Annotated in this window: 19 protein-coding genes; 10 read left to right on the forward strand and 9 right to left on the reverse strand. The window is 42.3% G+C overall.

Annotated features, from left to right (window positions below; translation table 11 throughout):
- Positions 1-254: 254 nt before the first annotated feature.
- On the reverse strand, positions 255-998 hold the full coding sequence (locus EGC80_RS02055) for a fumarate reductase cytochrome b-556 subunit (protein WP_124014058.1): 744 nt from the start codon (positions 996-998) through the stop codon (positions 255-257).
- Between the two features lie 446 nt (positions 999-1,444).
- On the opposite strand from EGC80_RS02055, the gene prmA reads away from it, so the two are divergent.
- The 3 genes from prmA to fis all read left to right on the forward strand — a co-directional run bounded on the left by prmA (position 1,445) and on the right by fis (position 3,899).
- A complete protein-coding gene (gene prmA / locus EGC80_RS02060) occupies positions 1,445-2,326 on the forward strand; it encodes a 50S ribosomal protein L11 methyltransferase (RefSeq protein WP_124014057.1) in 882 nt (293 codons plus the stop codon).
- 281 nt (positions 2,327-2,607) lie between these two features.
- Positions 2,608-3,570: a tRNA dihydrouridine synthase DusB gene (gene dusB / locus EGC80_RS02065; protein ID WP_124014067.1), complete on the forward strand. Its 963-nt coding sequence runs from the start codon at positions 2,608-2,610 to the stop codon at positions 3,568-3,570.
- A gap of 23 nt (positions 3,571-3,593) precedes the next feature.
- Positions 3,594-3,899, forward strand: coding sequence for a DNA-binding transcriptional regulator Fis (fis, locus tag EGC80_RS02070; RefSeq protein ID WP_011635942.1), 306 nt, complete (start codon positions 3,594-3,596; stop codon positions 3,897-3,899).
- Between the two features lie 138 nt (positions 3,900-4,037).
- Here fis and EGC80_RS02075 read toward each other — a convergent pair whose 3' ends face one another.
- Positions 4,038-7,034 carry a UvrD-helicase domain-containing protein gene (locus EGC80_RS02075; RefSeq protein WP_124014056.1) on the reverse strand — a complete coding sequence of 999 codons (2,997 nt, stop codon included), beginning with the start codon at positions 7,032-7,034 and terminating at the stop codon, positions 4,038-4,040.
- Positions 7,035-7,622: 588 nt separating this feature from the next.
- On the opposite strand from EGC80_RS02075, the gene EGC80_RS02080 reads away from it, so the two are divergent.
- Together EGC80_RS02080 and EGC80_RS02085 are read left to right on the forward strand one after the other, a co-directional pair.
- The gene (locus tag EGC80_RS02080; protein WP_124014055.1) at positions 7,623-8,135 is read left to right on the forward strand and encodes a hemerythrin domain-containing protein; all 513 of its coding nucleotides are present in this window, start codon (positions 7,623-7,625) and stop codon (positions 8,133-8,135) included.
- Between the two features lie 113 nt (positions 8,136-8,248).
- A complete protein-coding gene (locus EGC80_RS02085) occupies positions 8,249-8,749 on the forward strand; it encodes an AlbA family DNA-binding domain-containing protein (RefSeq protein WP_124014054.1) in 501 nt (166 codons plus the stop codon).
- Between the two features lie 7 nt (positions 8,750-8,756).
- Here EGC80_RS02085 and EGC80_RS02090 read toward each other — a convergent pair whose 3' ends face one another.
- The 6 genes from EGC80_RS02090 to lptM form a co-directional block, all read right to left on the reverse strand.
- A complete protein-coding gene (locus EGC80_RS02090) occupies positions 8,757-9,497 on the reverse strand; it encodes an HAD-IA family hydrolase (protein WP_124014053.1) in 741 nt (246 codons plus the stop codon).
- Entirely contained in the window at positions 9,497-10,396 is a 900-nt protein-coding gene (gene xerC, locus EGC80_RS02095; protein WP_124014052.1) for a tyrosine recombinase XerC, read from the reverse strand. Before xerC ends, EGC80_RS02090 begins: the two co-directional genes overlap by 1 nt.
- A 239-nt stretch (positions 10,397-10,635) precedes the next feature.
- Complete coding sequence (locus EGC80_RS02100; protein WP_101034757.1) at positions 10,636-11,265, reverse strand: DUF484 family protein; 630 nt, start codon at positions 11,263-11,265, stop codon at positions 10,636-10,638.
- A gap of 107 nt (positions 11,266-11,372) precedes the next feature.
- Complete coding sequence (dapF, locus tag EGC80_RS02105) at positions 11,373-12,200, reverse strand: diaminopimelate epimerase (protein ID WP_101032980.1); 828 nt, start codon at positions 12,198-12,200, stop codon at positions 11,373-11,375.
- 40 nt (positions 12,201-12,240) lie between these two features.
- Positions 12,241-13,485: a diaminopimelate decarboxylase gene (lysA, locus tag EGC80_RS02110; protein WP_124014051.1), complete on the reverse strand. Its 1,245-nt coding sequence runs from the start codon at positions 13,483-13,485 to the stop codon at positions 12,241-12,243.
- 20 nt (positions 13,486-13,505) lie between these two features.
- Positions 13,506-13,688 carry an LPS translocon maturation chaperone LptM gene (gene lptM, locus EGC80_RS22515; RefSeq protein WP_198554847.1) on the reverse strand — a complete coding sequence of 61 codons (183 nt, stop codon included), beginning with the start codon at positions 13,686-13,688 and terminating at the stop codon, positions 13,506-13,508.
- Positions 13,689-13,767: 79 nt separating this feature from the next.
- On the opposite strand from lptM, the gene cyaY reads away from it, so the two are divergent.
- The gene (gene cyaY, locus EGC80_RS02120) at positions 13,768-14,103 is read left to right on the forward strand and encodes an iron donor protein CyaY (RefSeq protein ID WP_101032983.1); all 336 of its coding nucleotides are present in this window, start codon (positions 13,768-13,770) and stop codon (positions 14,101-14,103) included.
- Between the two features lie 71 nt (positions 14,104-14,174).
- Here cyaY and EGC80_RS02125 read toward each other — a convergent pair whose 3' ends face one another.
- Positions 14,175-16,634: a class I adenylate cyclase gene (locus EGC80_RS02125; protein ID WP_124014050.1), complete on the reverse strand. Its 2,460-nt coding sequence runs from the start codon at positions 16,632-16,634 to the stop codon at positions 14,175-14,177.
- A gap of 296 nt (positions 16,635-16,930) precedes the next feature.
- On the opposite strand from EGC80_RS02125, the gene hemC reads away from it, so the two are divergent.
- The 4 genes from hemC (at position 16,931) to EGC80_RS02145 (ending at position 21,128) form a co-directional block, all read left to right on the forward strand.
- Positions 16,931-17,860, forward strand: a complete 930-nt coding sequence (gene hemC, locus EGC80_RS02130; protein WP_101032985.1) for a hydroxymethylbilane synthase — start codon at positions 16,931-16,933, stop codon at positions 17,858-17,860.
- 25 nt (positions 17,861-17,885) lie between these two features.
- On the forward strand, positions 17,886-18,605 hold the full coding sequence (locus EGC80_RS02135; protein ID WP_101032986.1) for a uroporphyrinogen-III synthase: 720 nt from the start codon (positions 17,886-17,888) through the stop codon (positions 18,603-18,605).
- Positions 18,606-18,690: 85 nt separating this feature from the next.
- Positions 18,691-19,962, forward strand: a complete 1,272-nt coding sequence (locus tag EGC80_RS02140; protein WP_124014049.1) for a uroporphyrinogen-III C-methyltransferase — start codon at positions 18,691-18,693, stop codon at positions 19,960-19,962.
- Positions 19,959-21,128, forward strand: coding sequence for a heme biosynthesis HemY N-terminal domain-containing protein (locus tag EGC80_RS02145; RefSeq protein ID WP_101032988.1), 1,170 nt, complete (start codon positions 19,959-19,961; stop codon positions 21,126-21,128). Before EGC80_RS02140 ends, EGC80_RS02145 begins: the two co-directional genes overlap by 4 nt.
- The last annotated feature ends 124 nt before the right edge of the window (positions 21,129-21,252 follow it).

The raw sequence follows: 21,252 nt of genomic DNA on the forward strand, positions 1-21,252 counted from the left end.
AAGCACCTAGCTCTTAGTCTCTTAGTCTCTTTACCGTTTGCTATCGCTATTCATCGCTTTGACCGCTTGATATCGTATTCTACCGCTAGCTACCATTTACCTGCTTTAGCTCCTATAGCATCTAGTAGCGAAGCGATCTAGCACCTAGCTCTTATTCGCTATTGATTCGCTTTACCGCTTGCTACCGTGTACCAGCTTTCGCTCTTATTCGCGCTTGTGCCTGACTGAATGACGATATGAATAATCTTCATTGCCTATAACGTCGACACATATGGCACCTCAGGTAACCCCAGAGAACGGCCGAGAATAATATAAACTAGCATACTTGCCATCCCTAACAGCATTAAATAGCCAAACAGCATCTTAGCAAACTTGAGCGTGGCAAAACGGTGCGCAACCAAACCCCATTTCACCACTACTCGATATAAACCAAACACCGCATGAATCGTGACGATGGGCAATAACAACACATATGACGCCCATGTATTAAAGTGATATACCCGCTCAGCAGAAAGATACGGGCCAGTCTCAGGGGGGGTCATCATGGTAAAAAAGTGGATCGGGACGAGAAAGAACAACAAAAAGCCAGTGATCATTTGCCAAAACCAGATTTTAGTTTCTTCATGGGGTAAAAAACGCATTTGATTACGTAAAGCTCGCCATTGTCCAATTTGAGTAGGGAAACGACACAAGGCTGGGACCGCATGGATCGAGACGACTAATGATATAAAGCAGAAAAATATTTGCGTCAACAGAGAGTAGCCATGATCGGTTTCACTGAACACGCCACCTTCTATAAATTGTGCCACTTGATAAAAAGCTTCTTTACCGAGTAAAAGACTCGACTCAAACTGCAGATGCATCACTAAAAAAAGCCCAAGCACCACTCCAGATAGACTTTGCAGTTTATCTATTAGATCAGCCCAAACGGGATTAGCAAACCCTTTAGCAGTATTGGCACCACTGCCGGCTTTAGTTTGCAAAGAATTCGCAGCCATAAATCATCACTTCCAGTCAGGCACAATAGCAAGCATTGACCATATCAAGAGTTGTTGCATAGCTGCAAATAACGACAATCAAACCGTGATAATGCTCACCTACTATTAGGCTGGAGTTAGAAGCCGATCACACAAAGAATCAAATAAACAGTCAAATAATACTGACACTTAACTAACTATAGTCACTAGCATTCAGCAGTTGAAATAATCGAAAGAATAATTCTGAAATGTGATCCAAGTAAAAGCGACCACTCTTTAGCTTAAAAATTTACGGGCTAGATGCTTTTGCATCAATTGCCATTTTTTGCTCCATAAACTTAACCGTAAAGTGCCCCTTTGCGCCGAGCTAAAAACCAATAAACGCTCATGGACACGAGCATCTTAAAATAACTTGCGTATAATGAGCGCCAATTTGATATTACTTTTACCACAGTTAGGAAAATCCCATGGCTTGGATCCAATTACGCATTCACACTCATCGCGATAACGCCGACATGCTTGGCGACTTATTAATGGATCAAGGTTCTATTTGTATCACTTACGAAGATGGCCAAGACGAACCTATTTTTGAACCCAAGCTAGGAGAAACTCCGCTGTGGCAAGATACTGTAATGATTGCATTATTTGATGCAGGTACAGATTTATCGCCGACAATCGAATTTTTAGAATCTATGCCATTTCTAGGAAAAGGTTTTCAGCATAAAATTGAACAAGTAGAAGACAAAGACTGGATACGCGAATGGATGGACAGCTTCCACCCTATCCAATTTGGTGAACGCTTATGGATATGTCCTAGCTGGCGTAAAATTCCAGATCCGACGGCCGTTAACGTCATTCTCGACCCCGGTTTAGCGTTTGGTACTGGCACTCACCCCACAACGGCCTTATGTTTAGAATGGTTAGATAGCCTTGATTTATCAAACCAAGAAGTCATCGACTTTGGTTGCGGCTCAGGCATTTTAGCCATTGCAGCCATTAAACTCGGTGCCAAGAAAGTCACTGGTGTTGATATTGATTATCAAGCCATTGACGCCTCAAAAGCCAATGCTGAACGTAACGACGTAGTCGATAAACTGGCACTGTATTTACCAGAAGATCAACCCGCTAACCTACAGGCCGATGTCTTAGTCGCTAATATACTTGCCGGCCCATTAAAAGAACTCGCGCCATTGATAGCCGAAAAAGTGAGAGTGGGTGGCAAACTAGCACTCTCGGGTTTATTACAAGAACAAGCCCAAGATGTATCCGACTTCTACAGCCAATGGTTCATCATGGATCCCGTTAGCAACAAGGAAGACTGGAGCCGCTTAACTGGGGTACGTAAGTAGCCAACACGCAGAAAAATCGCACTCAATTAACCATAATTGAGTGCGTCAGTCCTCGTTTACAGGTCATTAACATCAATTATTGACACTTAGATACAGAAAAAGTCTCTCTGCAACTCGCACCAGTGCTCAAAAATAGTCGAAAAACCTCATTTATTAGTCAAAGATGTGACGGCTAATGAAAGTCAAGCAAAAAAGTTGCATTTAGGTCATTTATTGACCTTTTCACAGCCGTGAAAAAGGGCTACTATAGCGCCCCTTTGGAGAGCAAGGTGAAGTACATAATGCAAATTGGCCCGTATCAACTGTCTAATCAGCTGATTGCCGCACCAATGGCAGGTGTCACCGATCAAGCCTTCCGAAATCTCTGTTTACGCTATGGCGCAGCTTTGGCCGTATCAGAAATGCTTTCGTCGAATCCCGATGTTTGGGACAGCGATAAAAGCCGTCAGCGCATGATGCATTCTGGCGAAGAAGGGATACGCTCGGTACAAATAGCAGGTGCAGATCCTGATTTAATGGCCAATGCCGCTAAGTTCAACGTTGAACAAGGTGCGCACATCATTGATATCAATATGGGCTGCCCAGCAAAGAAAGTGAATAAAAAATTTGCGGGTTCGGCGCTAATGCAAAGCCCCAGCTTAGTAAAAGAGATTTTACAAGCCGTGGTCGCAGCAGTGGATGTACCAGTAACGTTAAAGATCCGCACAGGTTGGGAGCCTGAACATCGTAATGGTGTTGAAATAGCCCAAATTGCTGAAGATTGTGGTATTGCCTCGCTCGCCGTTCACGGCCGAACAAGACAATGCATGTACAAAGGCTTTGCCGAGTACGACACTATCAAAGCAATTAAACAGACTGTCTCAATTCCTGTTATCGCCAACGGGGACATCGACACACCGGAGAAGGCCAAGTTTGTACTTGACTACACTGGCGCCGATGCCCTGATGATAGGAAGAGGTGCACAAGGAAGGCCATGGATTTTTAAAGAAATCCTACATTACCTGGAAACAGGTAAAAAGTTAGCGCCAATTAAGGCAGAAGAGCAACGCACAGTAATGCTTGAACACCTTAAGAAACTTTGTGACTTATATGGCGAATACAAAGGTGTCCGATTTGCTAGAAAGCATGTCGGGTGGTACCTAAACCATGAGGAACAGCGTCAATTTCGTGCTGACTTCAATAGGCTTGAAACCGCTGCCCAGCAACATTCCTTCGTAGAATGTTATTTTGATGAATTAGTTTAGAATTTAATAAAGAGCAGAATAGAATGTTTGATCAGACAACTAACACAGAAGTTCACCAGCTTACCGTAGGCAAAATCGAAACAGCAAACGGCACTATCAAGCCGCAGTTATTACGTGACGCAGTTAAACGTGCCGTAACTAACTTCTTCTCACAGTTAGACGGTCAGGAAGCTTCTGAAGTATATGAAATGGTATTGTGCGAAGTTGAAGCGCCTTTACTAGACATCATCATGCAACACACTCGTGGCAACCAAACGCGCGCTGCTAATATGTTAGGTATCAACCGTGGTACTTTACGTAAGAAATTAAAGAAATATGGCATGAACTAAGACCTAGCGTCTAAGTGATTGTAATGAAACGGGCTTTCCAGCAATGGAAAGCCCGTTTTGTTTTATCCGTTACCCCCATAATGACACACCACTTATCACCACGCGTTAAAGACGATGAGAAACATCCCTTTTTAATGACTAATGTGCCTGTAGCCGAGTGATTTTCTCTGTAGCAATGGTATGGCTACAGCTGAGCCCACTATTACCTCGATAATTTTTACAGCCCCAAAAAGCCCCACGGGCACTTTCTCTTAAGGTCATATCAGCGCCACATATGTTGCACAATGGTGCCATGTGACCACAATTATCGTTTAAGCAAATAGTGAAACCTTTAGCGCGTTTGCGAGTCATTGGGCTGCCACAGAGATCACAGCCTGCTTGTTTGTGATCGCATAATGGAGAATGTGAGCAGGAGAAAAATGACTTAAACTTGCCGGTTCCCGGTATTAGCGTGCCCGTAGTACATTGAGCACATTTGATCTGCTCAAACAGTGTTTGTACCAAAGACCTACTGAATTCATTCTGTTCAATGGCATAGTGCTGCTGAATAAGTTCGACCAAAAATGGGCTGGCATTGGTCATATCGGCTAACACGTAAACCCGATGCTTTGCTCGAGTCAGTGCGACATAAAATAATCGCCGTTCTTCGGCAAATTCAAAATCTTCAGCTTGAGGCAAGAAAGCGTCGAGTATTGGTGGGGTCATTTTTTTTGACGGAAACCCATGTATGCCTTGTGTCAGCCCCATGATCACCACATAGTCAGCCTCTTTACCTTTGGATGCATGAAACGATAAACACTCAATCACTAACATGGGGTAGTTAACCGTTAACTGACGCAGCAGATCTTTATCTGGCAGCTGAAACCAAAAGCGTGCCAGTAAGTATACTGTCGGTTTAGTTGTGGGCTTATCAGTGGCTTTAGCTACGCGGACAGACAGCGCATTCAAGGCTTGCTCTAATGCATTGCTACTCGGTTCATCTTTGGTTGCGCCCTCATTGGCGCCGCGGCGAAGTATTGATATCGCAGGATCGACAACCTGTACTAACGAATGAATATTTTTGTTGATTTGATTAGGGTTTTTGCTCACAAAGGCACTGGCTACTTCGCCGATACGGTTATTAAATCTAAATGTAAGGTCTAAATATGTTTCGGTAGTATTGCCAAAATACCGCGAAAATTGAGTCGTTAAGCTGACATCCGCACCACTGAAGCGATAGATGGCCTGCCAATCATCTCCAACACAAAATAGTGAGGTATCAGTGTTGCTCGTATTCGCTCTCGAATCTCGCAGGGCACGCACTAAACGCGCTCTAGGTTCTGAAATATCCTGAAACTCATCGACCATAATATATCGCCACGGGCTAACATATTGGCCGCTTTGCAGATAACCGAGCGCTTTAGCGATCATATCTTCAAAGTCGATATCACCGCTCGCAGATAAATGCTGCTGATATTGCTGTAAAATGGGCTGCAACAATTCAAACGCTTTACGGGTTTGTTGAGGATCGCCAGCATTGGCAAATACCTGCTCTAAGCCTTTTTCATCAACACAAGCCGCTTTGTATAAGCCGATTAACTGACTGAACAGTTTAGCCAACTCAGTCACTCGTCCTAGCTTATGAAGGGTTGCCAATATGGCGTCGTCAGGCAATGGCGAATAGTTAACTTTAAATACCGTTAAGGCCTGCTCGAGCCTGTTGATTAACTGATTTTTTTTGTGCTGATAATAAAATAATTCAATGCAGTTAGTTTGATGTTTTTTATGTAACTGACGTTGCCACTCCATTGATGCAAAATACGCAGCGTTATCGATATAAGGCGCAGTATTATTGGCGCCATCGATAGCGTAATACTCAATGTAAACGTGATGTTGTGGAAGATAAAAATCAGCTTGATACTGACGAAAATCAACTGTACTGACGTCATATTCATATTTGGCTTCATACTGATATTCAATGCCATTAATAAATAACCAATTGGCGATATACAGCTCAGCAAAGCTTTTCACTCTTTCGCCTTTTAATGAGCGGATGTCGTTATCATTTAGATATTCAAAGTAATCACCTTCGGTGGTAAATTCGAACGGGTTTTTCTCCACGTAATAAAAATGACTAAAATAGTCAAAAACTTGTTTACGATAAGGCTCATCTTCAATCAAGGTTTGTAAGCTATTGTGCACCCATTTATCTTTAGCCTGCTCATCGTTTACCCAAGGTGACAAGCTGGGGTTAACACCTTCAACCTCGGCAATGATTTTCAATCCTAAACTATGAAACGTACTCGCCTTAATATCATCGGTGCCAAGCTGGTGTTTAATTCGCTGGTCCATTTCTTTGGCGGCTTTTTTACCATAAGCCAATAATAAAATATCATCCGCTTGAGCTTGGCCACTGGCAACTAAATACCCCGCGCGGCCAACCATTACACTGGTTTTACCGGTTCCCGCACCCGCTAACAGCAGATTGTTATCGTCGTCAATAATACATGCACGGCGCTGTTTATCGGTTAATGGGTTTGATTCTACATGATCGAAAAAGTCAGCAAACGCGAGTAATTGAGATTGAATATAATGCTCACGAATATGCTCCACATCCGCATTATTCCAGTGGTAAAAATCGCGCAATTGAGTTAACGCCGCGCGTGTTTTTGTGGGCAATTCGACGCGGTCACTCCAGGGAAACCAGCGGCGGTATTCTCGCTCAATTCTCGGGCGTATTTTGTCAACCAATGACCGGCGTAAATAGCGGCTCGATATTGCTTTTTCAATTCGAGAGATCAAATCACATAACTGGTTTTCATGGGATAAGGCCCAGAGTAATTCGACTTGTTGTTTAAATTGAGACTTAGCGAAATAGCTCAGAAATGGAATTTGATAACAAGTACCGGCGGCATTCACACTTAGCAAGCTACCGAGTAAACTGGCACTAAAAACTGGCGGGTGATCTAACTGCTGCCACGATAGGTGGCCAGCATTGAGCAATTGATGAGTCTGTCTAAATCGTGCTAAAAACTGCCCTTGAGTTGAAATAAAGGTGATGCCCTCTGTCGTTAACTCAAGCGCATTGGCACTGCGCTGATACAAATGTCCAAACCAACTGTGAGGGATATGCTTAACTGAATATTCTGCTGACAATGTAAAACCTACGACTAAATGGTTTCAGGGGTTAACCGACTAATATTGAAGATAACTTTACAGCAAATAATTAGCCATTACGGATTTAAAGCAATAATACACCTCGTCGGTGATTAAGTGAATGTGCTAAGCAACTCACAGGCTTAACGAAGAGCCCCCCGAAATGTTGTCAATAACCTATAGCGCGATATCGCCTTTAGTGTAACGCGGCGATCGACGGCCTATTGAACACCCGATAAATTATCGAAAAATGCTCATCTACATCCGCATTGTTGACATGCTGGTCGCCGTTGATGACATAACTGCAGCCACATACCAACAAGGGTTTGTTGGTATGGTGAAGTGGACCCAAACAATTATTTACATATCAATTAGCCATAATTATCGCCTTGTTCCGTTGTCGTTAAACTAAAACAAGCCAAATCAATCTAGAGCAACTAGATTAAATAGCGCTGAATCGTCTACTCAATAATGTATAAATTGGCACCGAATATGTGAACCAGCTAACAAAACCATTGCGAGTAAATTGAAGCCATTAAAAGATGCATATAATATACATGTAAATTATGTGCATCTTTGGAGTGGCTCATGTCAACACCGCAAACAACTGAACAGTTATCACTATTATCGCTGGTTGATTTAATCGATCATATTGAAGCGACTCACCATAGGTATATCCGTGAAACAGCGCCATTATTGATTGAGTACACCGAAAAAATGCTTCGTGCTCATGGTGATGATCATGATGAGATCAACCCATTGGCGCAATGTGTACGCGAGTTAATTGACGAATTAATGCCCCACTTGATGAAAGAAGAACAGATCCTGTTTCCAGCGATTAAATCCCTCAGCTTAGGTCAGCCTGTCAATGGCTGTTTTGGCCATATTGGCAACCCGATTAACATGATGTTGCACGAGCATGATAATGCCGACCTCATGCTTCATACTATTCGACGCTTAACCAATGACTACACTATTCCTGCAGGCGTTTGCCACACATGGCAAGCATGTTATCGCACCTTGGCTGAATTTGATGCCGACTTACAAACTCATATTGACGTTGAAAACACCCTATTGTTCCCCAAAACATTAGCGCTATAATTTACTCAAATCCCCTTCTTGAGAAGCAACGCCGACTTAACCCAAGCGGATTTGCTTCCTTTTTTTAGCGAAACTTCATACAGTAACATTGCCAGCAATATTATGGAGTCAGTATGTCCCCTCATCATTACCCAACATTTGCCCTAGACGACATCGCCAATTTACATGAGTCTGCCCAAGTAGAGTTTAAGTTAGCGGGTGGACGAGACGGCAAGGGTACTTTGCCCGAAGGCATGTGGGAAAGCTACAGCGCTTTTGCCAATACCTTAGGCGGTGAAATTATTTTAGGCGTAAAAGAACTGCATGGTGATTTTACGATTGAAGGGATTGTTAATCCGATGCCGATGCTCAGTGAAATTTGGACAATTCTACAAAATCCGAAAAAAATCAGTCACAATATTTTAGCGCCGACTGATGTGCAAATTATCGAAATTATGTCTAAAAAGCTTATTCGCATCCATGTACGCTGCGTCGACGTAAAAATAAGACCTATCTACGTCGGCACCGATCCTTATAGCGGCACCTACTTTCGTGTAGGTGATGCTGATATGCATGCTAGCCGCGAGCAAGTGGAACAAATGAGCCTTAAAGCAGGTATCGACCTAAAAGGCTAAATCCGCGCTAAAGCAACTCGAGCAGTAAATCCAATTGGTTGATTTCAATATGCGGTAATACCGGTTGTGCTTTTTTATGCCGTTGCTGCATACATGGATTTAACCAGACACTTTGGCAGCCCGCCATTTTCGCCCCAGCAATATCGGACAGCGGATGATCGCCCACATGCAATAACGCCGACGGCCTAATATCTAACTGGCGGCAAGCGAGGGTAAACATGTCGGCTGCAGGTTTCATTTTAACGCCATGACCTGGGTGTAATACAAATTGCATCACCTTATCTAACCCAATACGTTGGGTGTCGACATTACCATTGGTGATACCGATAAGTCGGTAGCGTTGACTGAGACGTTCTAGCAACTGCATCACATTATTATCAATGGTAAAATTACTACGATGATGATGAAAACAGGTCATCCCATCTTGTGCCCCTTTACTGGCTTCAACTTCGCTATAATTAAAGTGTAAAAGACCTTGGTGCAACATGGCATAGCGGGCGGCACTGGTATCATGAGCTAACTCTGGGTGTCGCGTAAACAGCGCATGTTTGAGTTGCTGCCATTGATCGACATTCCACGCTGTTGTAGCGGGATAGGTTTGATTAATGAACCAAAACAGTTGCTCACTGGCATGCATTACATAAGGAAGGTTATTGTACAGCGTGTCGTCTAAGTCAAAACTAATCGCGCTAAACGTTTGTAGACGCTGATATTGGATTATTGAAGCTTTAGGCAATGGCGATATCATTATTTCCCCCTGTCTTTTTTTGCTCTTGGATGCGCGTTATCGTACACTTTGGCAAGGTGTTGAAAGTCTAAACTGGTATAAATTTGTGTCGTCGATAAGTTAGCATGACCGAGTAATTCTTGTACGGCACGTAAATCTTGGCTTGATTCAAGCATATGGGTTGCAAACGAATGGCGCAACTTATGCGGATGAACTTTGACCGCCATGGCTTGCTCTTGCCCCCACTTAGCCATACGCGCTTGAATACTACGATGAGACAATCGTTTGCCTTGACTGCTGACAAATAACGCCTCTCCGGCTTCAGCGCAAGGTAGTTGATTACGGCAATTCAGCCAAGCGGTCAATGCCTGTAAGGCTAGCTTACCAATAGGCACAACACGCTGTTTACTGCCCTTACCCATGACTTTAACTTCACGTTGATCAAACTTGATGTCAGCGCAATCTAAGCTGGCTAGCTCGGCTAAACGTAAACCACTTGAATAAAATAATTCCATAATGGCTTTGTCACGCAAACTCAAAGGATCATCGCCCGCTATGGACAATAAATGACTAACGGCATCCACATCCATATTTTTTGGTAAGGGTTTATTTTGTTTTGGTGCACTTAATGTCTGTGCAGGGTTTACCGTTACGGCACCTTCGCGCAATAAAAAATCAAAGAACTGTTTTAAGGCAGACAAACACAAAGACAAAGATCGAGGACTCAATCCTTTACGATGTAACCTTGCCAGTACAGATTGCAGTTGTTCACGAGTGGCATCTATGAGCTTGGTTGGTTCCGTTAAGATGGCTTCAACTCGACGCAGTTCAAACATATAGTTACGCACGGTATAGGCTGAAAGCTGTCTTTCTGAGGTCAAATGTTGGCTAAATATCGTTTGCCAGTCTGTTGGCTTCATCAAGGTACTCCCAGATTGTAACTACTCAGGCCGTCGCCATTTAAGCCTATTTCATTGTTGAAAAATACTCATTTAACACACTAAACTACGCTTTTTGCCTTGAACTAAGCATAAATGACTTAGTCCTGAGCATTTAGATTACATTTTGATACCAACATCTCAAATGAGAATGGCGACTAAGTGGTTACAAACGATTGACCTAATCCGTGTATCCTAAACAATACACTTGGCATTAACGATTACAGTTGCGGCAACATATGGTCCAGCAAACGACGCAATTGGCTAAATAACAACGAATCCATGTCGGGATGAAAATGGGTTGGATTTTTACTTGCGATGGCAAATATCACCTGACCATTTTCATCAGATAATTTAGTTAATGCCACAGAGCCGACTTCGCTACCAAACAAACGTTTAGATTCTGACTGGGTTAACCGGCCAAAGTAATAACCGTTTTGGACTCGATGACGCCAAATCTTAGCTAATTCACTGTCGATATCGTGCACAGTAATCAACCTGACATGACTAAAGCCAAACTCGGTTTTTAACCCCTCTGACAGCACTAGACGCAGCTCACCCAAGTCTTGGCTCGCAAGCATTTTAAACGATAACTCAGTATTAAATTTAAATATTCTCTCGTTATGAGTCGCAATATTCATTAGCGAAGTAATTTCTTCTTCGAGCTGACCCACTCGTTGACGCAATAGCTCTTGTCGGCGTTCAACTAATGATACCGCGCCGCGTTCAGTATGCGGTATACGCATGGCGACTAACAGCTCAGGATAGCGATTAAAAAAGTCAGGATTATCCAATAAGTATTCGCGGATCAACATTTCATCAAACGGCGCTTGCTGCATACTCACCATCATATCGGCACCAAGATCTTGGCCAATTGAATTAATATCTTTTGCTTGAGCGCTGCTAACAGTATCGTCAGTGGCCTCATTGGTTAAACTGGCTTCAGTGGTAATGTCACTCATAATTGTATTTGTCCGTCATATACGTGTTCAGCCGGTCCAGTCATCCACAGAGGTTTACCCTCACCGTCCCAATTGATCACTAAACTACCACCAGGTAAGTCAACTCTCACCTGCTTATCAAGCTTACCTTGTAATTGCCCAACCGCTGCAGCGGCACAGGCTCCTGTACCACAAGCTAACGTCTCTGCCACACCACGCTCATATACCCGTAATTTAATATGTCCAGGGGTAATGACTTGCATAAAGCCCACATTCACGCCTTTAGGAAAGCGCTCATGACGGGTTAACATACTACCAATTTCATCAACGGCCACGGTTTGCACATCCTCGACGTCGATGACACAGTGTGGATTACCAATTGAAATAGCGCCACATAGGTAAGTTTGCATTGAGGTTTGTAGTAAGTATGTTTTTTCGCTTTTTTTGGCTTTAAACGGAATTTGGCTTGGCTCGATAACAGGTACACCCATATTGACTGTCACGTTACCATCACGCTCAATCCGTAAAGTGATTTTGCCTGAATTAGTACTCACGCGAATTTTATTTTTTTGGGTTAAGCCTTTATTTCGAACAAAACGAGCAAAACAGCGAGCACCGTTGCCACACTGTTCAACTTCACTGCCATCGGCATTAAAGATGCGATAATGGAAATCTAAATCAGGATCATAGGGCGGCTCGACCAACAGTAGTTGATCAAAACCAATCCCAAAATTGCGATCTGCAAGACGGCGAATTTGCTCAGGCGAAAAAAACACATTTTGTGTTACGCCATCAACAACCATAAAGTCATTACCCAGTCCGTGCATCTTAGTGAAATGGATCACAAAAGTTTCCTTATAAAACGTTATGCCGCTAGCTTACTGCCTATGGCAATAAATGTTCGCCTTGCCAAAGTTGTTGTAGCGTTTCGCGCTGACGAACAACAAAATCATCACCACCATCAACCATAATTTCAGCGACTCTTGGGCGAGAATTATAATTTGAGGCCATCGCAAAACCATAAGCGCCACTAGAGCGAACCGCTAAGAAGTCACCCGCTTTTACCGCTAACTGCCTGTCTTTACCCAAAAAGTCACCGGTCTCACACACTGGGCCTACGATATCATAAGCAAACGTTGGCGCATCATTTTGTTGTACCGGAATAATATTTTGCCATGCGCTGTAAAGTGATGGACGAATAAGATCATTCATTGCCCCATCGACAATCGCAAAACGCTTATCGCTGTTTTCTTTTAAATAAAGCACTTGAGTGACGAAAATACCTGCGTTAGCCGCAATCGCACGACCCGGTTCAAAAATTAACGTTAACTTACGTCCATTTAATCGTTCAAGTAATGCTGCAGCATAAGCATCGGGATGTGGCGGGGTTTCAGCGTTATAAGTCACGCCTAAGCCGCCACCTACATCAAAATGTTTTATCTCAATACCTAGCTCACCTAAACGGTCTATCAACGCAAGCATGCGATCCATCGCATCTAAGAAAGGTTTTATTTCAGTGAGCTGAGAACCAATATGACAATCAACCCCTTTAACATGTAAATGAGCTAATTGAGCCGCACGGGCAAAAACCACTTCGGCTTCATCCATTGCGATGCCAAATTTATTTTCTTTAAGACCTGTCGAAATGTAAGGATGAGTACCGGCATCAACATCAGGATTAATTCGCAACGAAACAGGTGCCACTTTCCCTAATCGCCCGGCAACATCATTGAGCTGTTCAAGTTCGGCACTCGACTCAACATTAAAACAGTAAATCCCGATGTTGAGAGCTTGCTCCATTTCGGCAACGGTTTTGCCCACACCAGAAAAAACCACTTTGTTAGGATCGCCGCCCGCTTGCAGCACACGCGAGAGCTCACCGCCAGAGACAATATCAAAACCACTGCCTAAACGGGCCAATACATTTAATACCGCAAGGTTTGAATTGGCTTTCACTGCATAGCAAATAAGATGAGGATGATCAGCAACGGCATTATTAAAGGCATGCCAATGACGCTCTAATGTGGCACGAGAATATATGTACAGCGGCGTGCCATGAGTCTTGGCCAATTTTGCTACATCGCAGTCTTCTGCGAATAGTGAATTATTTTGATAAGAAAAGTAATCCAAAATACGGTCCCTTATAAATGCTATTCTTGTTGTGAAATTGAGGATTGAGAGTCGAGTTCCTCTGTTTGCTTTAGCACATCTGTGCTGGCAGATTTTGGGGCGACTTTATTGACCACTGGCTCAGGTGTTTTGTACAAAACCCCTTTTTGACCACATGCGGTTACGAATAGGCTAGCAAGCATAATAAATAAAAGCAGTCTCATTTTTCTCAACATCTGTGCATCTAGTTAATAATGGACTTATAATCGCATTCATAACGCAGAAAGCAAAGGATAGAAATACATGGCTATTACAGATACTGAATTTCATCGATTAGCCGATGAAATGTTTGCCGAGATAGAAAACGCGGTAGAAAAAGCAATTGACGAGCAAGATGCCGATGTCGATATCAATGCAAGCGGCAATGTTTTGCAGTTGGCTTTTGAAGATGGTTCGCAAATCGTCATCAATAAACAAGAACCGCTTCATGAAATTTGGCTAGCCACGAAATCTGGTGGCTATCACTTTAATTATAATGACGAAAAATGGTTAGATACCCGTAATGGGTTGGAATTTATGCCTTTCGTGATTGATGCAATTAACAAGCAAAGCGGTATTGTGCTCAAGATAAACCCATAAATGTCCCATTGTTTGAGTTTGTGATAGCGATTGAGTGAGTTATTAAATAGTGATTGATATTGGGCTTATGCTTAAAATGCTGAGCCCATCTCATCTTTTGACAAACCAAAGGGCATAACGGTTAATTCACCTTCTATGCGTACAAGTTGGAAAAACTGCGGCATATTAAAAACAGGATGTCGTTGTTTTTTCTCGTCAAATACGTATAAGTGACTTTCTTGGGCAACAAAATCATTGATGTTAGTATGTTGATATTGTAAATGCTCAAGCTGATTAATTTCATCCGCGATATACACATCCAGCATTTGATTACGTTTATGTAAAAAGTACTGTTTCGCACCCATCACTGTATATTGGTAGATCACCGATGGCGCACTCGAATGAGGATCATCCGCTAAATCAGGCCGCGGCAACACATAAGTTTCATCACTCTTTTTATGAGCCATCGAGTCACGTTTACGATACATCATCCCTAAAGAATTAAAATACAGACGGTATCGTTGATCACCAATCGTTATTGAATGCATCAATGTATTCGTCTGATCCGCCTTCTTCATTAAACCATAACAACGTAACAGCAGTGTTTTGAGCTGATTGAAAATCTGTTGCTTTAACTTGGCTGAGCAACTAATAATCGATAAATCAACTTGTTCATTCGAACGCTTTAATCCCAATATAATAAATGAAATCGCTTCAAGTAATGCGGTGTGACCGTTAAAACGATGACATTGCCATTCACCCCAACTGTCTAAGCAAACGATTGCAACTGATGACAACATATTCTGTTTAGTTTGACCTAGGGATAAAACAGTGGCATTTGCATGATCCAGCATCGATTCAGGTCCAAACCATTGAGTCGTCGGATCACCATCCATATTCGCAATAAACACAATTTTTTGATAAAACCATGGCTCACATAAATCGCGCTTAGACACCGTGGGCACATGATGCATGATAGGGATCAATTTACGCGAAAGGTAGCCTAGCTTGTCGGCGCGCATTTTATTGCGCCCAACTTGAAACCAATGAGTCTCTGAAGTTGCCAGACCATTCATCACTGACCACGCAACTAGGCTGCATATGTTGTCAGCATCGTGTATAGCATGATTATCAAAGGCGTTTTGTTGATAACGAGTATCGACTTGAAATTGATCCAGTTCGTCATAAGGTTGACGATATAAATAAAATCGTGATGTCTTTAAGCAATGGCGGATCGTTAACGACTTTTCCGCGGTCGATAAACTCCATAAACGATTTAGAGGCTGCAACAAATGGTCATCATGACTAAAATAAGTGTGTAATTTACGCGCCAACAAGCCGAGTTCTTCAACCCGCATACGTTCACTTAGCGTTTGTTTCGAGGCAAATTTTAATAGATTCTTGTAACTGACTAATAGCAGTTCACTGAGCTGCTGATTGAACCATTTTAACTGGCCGGCATGCCAATAAGGGCTATTATCCAATGTGGCAACTAACTCATGGCTCCACCCCCATTGCTTAACGAGACTGTTAATTTTTTCAACCCGCCAGTCTGTCGCACTATGAGGTGATACACACGATAACGTAACGCCAGACTTTAAGTAAAAACAACGTCTGACAATTTCTAAACGATTATGCTCTCCCTGAGCAATCAAGTAAGCTTCTATACGTTGATAAAGCAGTAAATAAGCATCGTTATCAACACTAAAATCTTGTTGTTGACAATATTGCCAAATTTGCTGGGTTATCATCTGGGTATGTGGGTATTCAGAAGCATATGTTTCAAGCAGTAACACTTTTAATAAAGCTTTATGAGGTTTATTTAAGCCCTTATAAAGCTGCCATAATGAGGCACCAAAATACTCTCCTGCTGGCAATGAATTGACATCACCAAGATACAGTAAGTTAGGATCAGATTCAGTATCTTGACTATCGGCATCGGGCCACCAAGCAACAATTTTGCCTGCGAGTCGAATGTGAGAGCGGTAAAACTCTTCTAACAATAGCCAATGTTGGCTACTACCACTGTGTTCTATGCCTACTGACTGGCAATTATCAAATGCGCTGCATTCTCTAAATTGCATGGGATGCACAAGATAAAAGTTAACTTCAAACTCAAAACCGGCAAACCAGTCAGTAATGAGTTTGTTCTTATATTCGATTAAGTTAAGCTGGTCTTGGGTAAGATTACTGTTGTAAATCAACCAGATATCTATATCACTTTGCGGGTTTTGTCCAAAACTGGCAGTGCTACCCATGGCATATATGCCTTCAAAAGCCGTAGCACTTGAATCAATAGCCTCCGAAATAGGTAAACTCAAGGCATCACATGCTGAAATCATCGCGTCTGACAATATAAAATTGTGTATTCCACACGGCGTCTTAGGATCAATAATGTCAGAAACATCTATTTGATTATATTGAATTAAAAATGGGATGAGATGAAATAAATGTTGCTGTAAATCAGGCAACACATTAAGCACTCTAGTCAATCTGATGCTATTTAGTTTCTCAGCTAGATCCTTTTGATAATATGCCGTTTTATCGGTCAAGACTCACATCCTTTATACTTTGGCTAATACAAACGCTTAAAAACAAACCGTTAATAACAAATAATTATAAGAAACTAATTTATTATTACAATTACCACCAATAAAGCCAACCAACCTCACGTTTTCGCCAAAACAGTGATAATGGTAGCACTTTTTTTGGTTTCGCCAGAAGTTAATCGAGGATCTAGGCCCAGAATAAGCTCTACAGACTTCAAACAATTGCCATCGATTTGTTACATCATCGCTTGAGCAATGATAGCATTACCTCAATGAGGCTATCTGATGGATCTACTACAATGTCTGAAAATATAATTCGTATCGCAACACGTAAAAGTCCACTGGCAATGTGGCAAGCTGAATTTGTCAAAGCTGAACTTGAACGCATTCACACTGGATTAACCGTTGAACTATTGCCGATGAGCACCAAAGGTGATGTCATTTTAGATACTCCGTTGGCTAAAATCGGTGGCAAAGGACTGTTTGTTAAAGAGCTTGAAGTTGCCATGCTTGAGAATCGTGCCGATATTGCAGTGCATTCAATGAAAGACTTGCCGGTAGACTTTCCAGAAGGGTTAGGGCTTCAAGTTATTTGCGAACGTGAAGATCCACGCGATGCTTTTGTATCAAATAATTATAAATCTATCAGCGAATTGCCTCAGGGCGCGGTGGTAGGCACATCAAGTTTACGCCGACAGTGCCAAATTAGAGCCGCTCGCCCTGATTTAGTGATCAAAGATTTACGCGGTAATGTTGGCACCCGTTTAGCCAAGCTCGACAGCGGTGATTACGCAGCCATTATCTTGGCAGCTGCAGGATTAATACGCTTAAAATTGAATGACCGTATTGCAGGTTTTATCTCTGCCGAAGAGTCACTTCCAGCTAATGGCCAAGGTGCGGTGGGTATTGAGTGCCGTACCGATGATGAGCGCGTTAAGGCATTATTAGCGCCACTTGAACATTTAGAAACCCGTTATAGAGTGCTTGCTGAAAGAGCAATGAATTCCCGTTTAGAAGGCGGATGCCAAGTCCCTATTGGTGCTTTTGCTGAAATTAACGGTGATACCTTAACCTTACGAGGTTTAGTCGGTAATCCTGATGGTAGCCAAATAGTCCATGGCACAGTATCGGGCGCTAAGCAGGATGGTATAGCGCTTGGTAAATCTCTTGCGGAAGATTTAATCAGTCGCGGCGCTAAAACTATTTTAGATGCTGTGTATGCCCGTTAATATTTTGTCATCAAGATAACAGACGATGAAAGTCTTGTTAACGCGCCCACTCGGGCGCAATCAAGCAATGGAGGAGCAACTCTCACGTCGAGATGTTGCTTATCTTGTTACTCCACTTTTAGCGATCATTGATACAAACGAATCGATTACTAACGCCGTACTAGACCAAACTGATAATTTATTATTTATTAGTACCAATGCCGTCGATTTTGCGGCAAAAAAACTCCACAACAATTTCCCCTCATATTGCCGTTATTTTGCTGTCGGTCAAGCAACGGCAGATAGCCTAGCCCAATATAATATCCATGCCGTTAGCTCGCCAGAAGACAGTCAAGATAGCGAAGGCTTATTGTCACTGCCCCAATTACAGCATGTCGAAAAACAATCATTTATTATTGTTCGAGGCTTAGGCGGACGAGAAACACTCGCTGAACAGTTACAACTACGTGGCGCCAATGTGAGCTACTGGCAGGTCTACCAACGCGCGCTACCAAAACTTGACGGCAAAGAGATAACTCAACACTGGAAATCGTTTGGGATAGATACCATTGTGATTACCAGTGGTGAAACATTATCCAATTTAATCGAGCTTGTACCAAAAGAATTATTTGCATGGTTACGTGCATGTCATATCATAGTCCCCAGTAATCGCGTCGAGTTACAAGCTAAAGCAATGGGATTGAGCCATATTACCAATGCAAATGGAGCCAATACTCAAGCTATACTAACGAGTCTTGCTTTATAATTTGTTATTGTATTGTTATGTTGCATCGACACGCATTTATTAATATTGCTTTTATTGGTTGTATTTTTGCTTTCAAGGACTGTTCATGGAAAACAATAAAAAAGATCCAAACTCGCCAGCACACAAGGATGAGAACGTTATGTCTCCTGCGCCAAGTCCAACGGACAATCCGGCACAGGCCAAAAAAGGCAATGCGACCAGCCAGCAGTCTGCTGACAAAACCAATAATAATCAGTCCAATCCCTCTGCAAAATCCTCTGTGAATTCTCCTGTAAATTCTCCTGTAAATAAGAGCCGACGCAAAGCTAAACCTAGCTCTTGGTGGATCCGCCTTGGAGTCTTGTTCAGTTTAATCGTGGCAATTATTGCTATCGCAGCTTGTTATTGGCTCTATTTGCAGCTTGATCAACAAGGCAATGACCAAGCTCAGTTGGAACAAAGTCTCACTGAGCAAGTAACACAAAATAAATCGTTAAAAGATGAATTACAACAAACGACAATGGCAACCAATAAGCGCATTGGTACACTAGATCAACAACAGTCAAACGATACCAAAGCTTATGCGAAGTTGGCCGATCTGCAGCAATCAACTAAACAATTGCAAGAACGCGTCGCCATTATTGCCCAGCGCAGTCCTAACCATTGGATGGCATCAGAAGCGGAATACCTAGTGCGCATGGCGGGCCGAAAGCTGTGGTTAGAAAATGATCCACAAACTGCAATTGGTTTATTACAGTCAGCAGATGAGCGCATCAGCGCCATGAAAGATCCTGCATTAACATCTCTGCGTAAGGCCTTAGCTGATGACATCACCAACGTTAAAGCATTAAAAACCACAGACGTAACCAATACTATTTTTGACCTAGATATCCTTATCGATGGCTTAACACAATTAACGTTAAATCGTGTTGATGAAAATTTTGCTGCAACCAAAAATACCCCTCCAGTAACGGACTCAATTGACGACTGGCAACAGAACCTGGCCCGTACTTGGCATGATTTAACTGATGGCTTCATCACTATCCGTAAACGTACTACTGATTTAGAACCGCTATTGTCACCGGATCAACAGTGGTATTTGGTCGAAAACATTCGCAACAAATTACTGCAAGCACAATTAGCATTGTACCGTTTTGATCAAGTGAATTATCAACAGTCTATTTCTTTAGCAGACAAGTGGTTACAACAGTACTTTGATTTAAGGGATCCAAAGACCAAAGCAACGATTAAGTCTTTAGATAAACTTGCCAAGGTTAAGATTGACAAAATTACACTCAATAAATTTCAAGCATCGCCACTACTGCAGCAACTCGTTATCTATGGTGAGATTATGCCTACTGAGGAGCCTGCACAATGATTAAGACGCTAGTTTATGTGGTGCTCATTTTAATTGGACTGTGTCTCAGTCCACTTATTGTTGGGCAAAGTGGTTACGTGTATATCGCGATTGGCGACTACCAAGTCGAAACCAGTTTAGTAGTAGGAGTGATTGGATTAATTGTATTTTATTTTGCGCTGCAATTACTCGAGTGGTTAATCGTCCTTCTATTAAATATCGTACTAAGCAGCCGATATCTTCCAGAAGAATGGCGAAGAAAAGCGGCTAAAAAACATACTTTAATCGGCGCTTTAGCACTGGCAGAAGAAGATTGGCCAGCGGCAGAACGAGCCATGGCTAAAGGTGCTGAAAAAGGTGAAATTCCAGTATTAAACTTATTTGCAGCGGCCAGAGCAGCACACTATCAAGGTGATATCACCGCGCGGGATCATTATTTAACTCAAGCAGAGGTCCACCCTATCGCAAAAACGGCGGTATATACTTCGCGTACTCGTTATTTAATCAAGCAGGGTGAATTCGTTAAAGCCCGTGCAATACTAGATACACTCAGCCCCACAAGTAAAAGCAGTGCCCCAGTGTTGAAACTGGCTCAAGAATTATATCTACAGCAACAGGATTGGCAGGCATTAAAGTTGCTGTTACCTATTTTGAAAAAGCGCCAATTGTTAGCTGAAACGGAGTGGAGTCAATTAAACACTAAAACGAACAATATTTTAATGTTGAATGCAGCAAAAACCTCTGAAGCAGAGTTGAATAAATGTTGGCATTGGTTAAATAAGTCAGAACGTAAACAAGATGAATTAATATTAGCTTATGCTCATGGCCTTATTCAGTATGGTCACAAAGAACAAGCGATAAAGTTAATTCATAAACAAGTTAACGCTTCGCCATCGGCGGCTTTATTTTCGGCAATACCAGATTTAATTAGTGCACAAGATCAAGATATACGAAAATTACTCGGCCGATTAGAAACCTCTCATGAAAATGATGCTGACTATCAAATGTGCCTAGCAAAACTTGCCATTCAAAGTCGTGACACTAAACAAGCCAAAATTCATTGGCAAAACGTATGTCGCATAGCACCCACTCATCAATCATGGCTCGCGTTGGCGCAAGCACAAGAACAGTTGGGTGAAAACTCTACTGCGGCCCATAGCTATCGCAACGCGGCTAATATCATGTAAACAGTGATTTTATTATTTGGTACACACTTAAAGCCTGCAATTTGCAGGCTTTTTTTGTTAAATTTGTTAACTTTTTGTTTATTAGGCCGATATATAGACAGAAGAGTTAATCCAAAATAGTGAA

The sequence above is a fragment of the Shewanella psychromarinicola genome, assembly GCF_003855155.1.
GTDB classification, from domain to species: Bacteria; Pseudomonadota; Gammaproteobacteria; order Enterobacterales; family Shewanellaceae; genus Shewanella; species Shewanella psychromarinicola.

Excerpts from the sequence above, each read along its gene's own strand:
- EGC80_RS02055 (WP_124014058.1), bottom strand. The coding sequence starts at position 998 with ATGGCTGCGAATTCTTTGCAAACTAAAGCCGGCAGTGGTGCCAATACT.
- prmA (WP_124014057.1), top strand. The coding sequence starts at position 1,445 with ATGGCTTGGATCCAATTACGCATTCACACTCATCGCGATAACGCCGAC.
- dusB (WP_124014067.1), top strand. The coding sequence starts at position 2,608 with ATGCAAATTGGCCCGTATCAACTGTCTAATCAGCTGATTGCCGCACCA.
- fis (WP_011635942.1), top strand. The coding sequence starts at position 3,594 with ATGTTTGATCAGACAACTAACACAGAAGTTCACCAGCTTACCGTAGGC.
- EGC80_RS02080 (WP_124014055.1), top strand. The coding sequence starts at position 7,623 with ATGTCAACACCGCAAACAACTGAACAGTTATCACTATTATCGCTGGTT.
- EGC80_RS02085 (WP_124014054.1), top strand. The coding sequence starts at position 8,249 with ATGTCCCCTCATCATTACCCAACATTTGCCCTAGACGACATCGCCAAT.
- EGC80_RS02090 (WP_124014053.1), bottom strand. The coding sequence starts at position 9,497 with ATGATATCGCCATTGCCTAAAGCTTCAATAATCCAATATCAGCGTCTA.
- xerC (WP_124014052.1), bottom strand. The coding sequence starts at position 10,396 with ATGAAGCCAACAGACTGGCAAACGATATTTAGCCAACATTTGACCTCA.
- EGC80_RS02100 (WP_101034757.1), bottom strand. The coding sequence starts at position 11,265 with ATGATGGTGAGTATGCAGCAAGCGCCGTTTGATGAAATGTTGATCCGC.
- lptM (WP_198554847.1), bottom strand. The coding sequence starts at position 13,688 with ATGAGACTGCTTTTATTTATTATGCTTGCTAGCCTATTCGTAACCGCA.
- cyaY (WP_101032983.1), top strand. The coding sequence starts at position 13,768 with ATGGCTATTACAGATACTGAATTTCATCGATTAGCCGATGAAATGTTT.
- hemC (WP_101032985.1), top strand. The coding sequence starts at position 16,931 with ATGTCTGAAAATATAATTCGTATCGCAACACGTAAAAGTCCACTGGCA.
- EGC80_RS02135 (WP_101032986.1), top strand. The coding sequence starts at position 17,886 with ATGAAAGTCTTGTTAACGCGCCCACTCGGGCGCAATCAAGCAATGGAG.
- EGC80_RS02140 (WP_124014049.1), top strand. The coding sequence starts at position 18,691 with ATGGAAAACAATAAAAAAGATCCAAACTCGCCAGCACACAAGGATGAG.
- EGC80_RS02145 (WP_101032988.1), top strand. The coding sequence starts at position 19,959 with ATGATTAAGACGCTAGTTTATGTGGTGCTCATTTTAATTGGACTGTGT.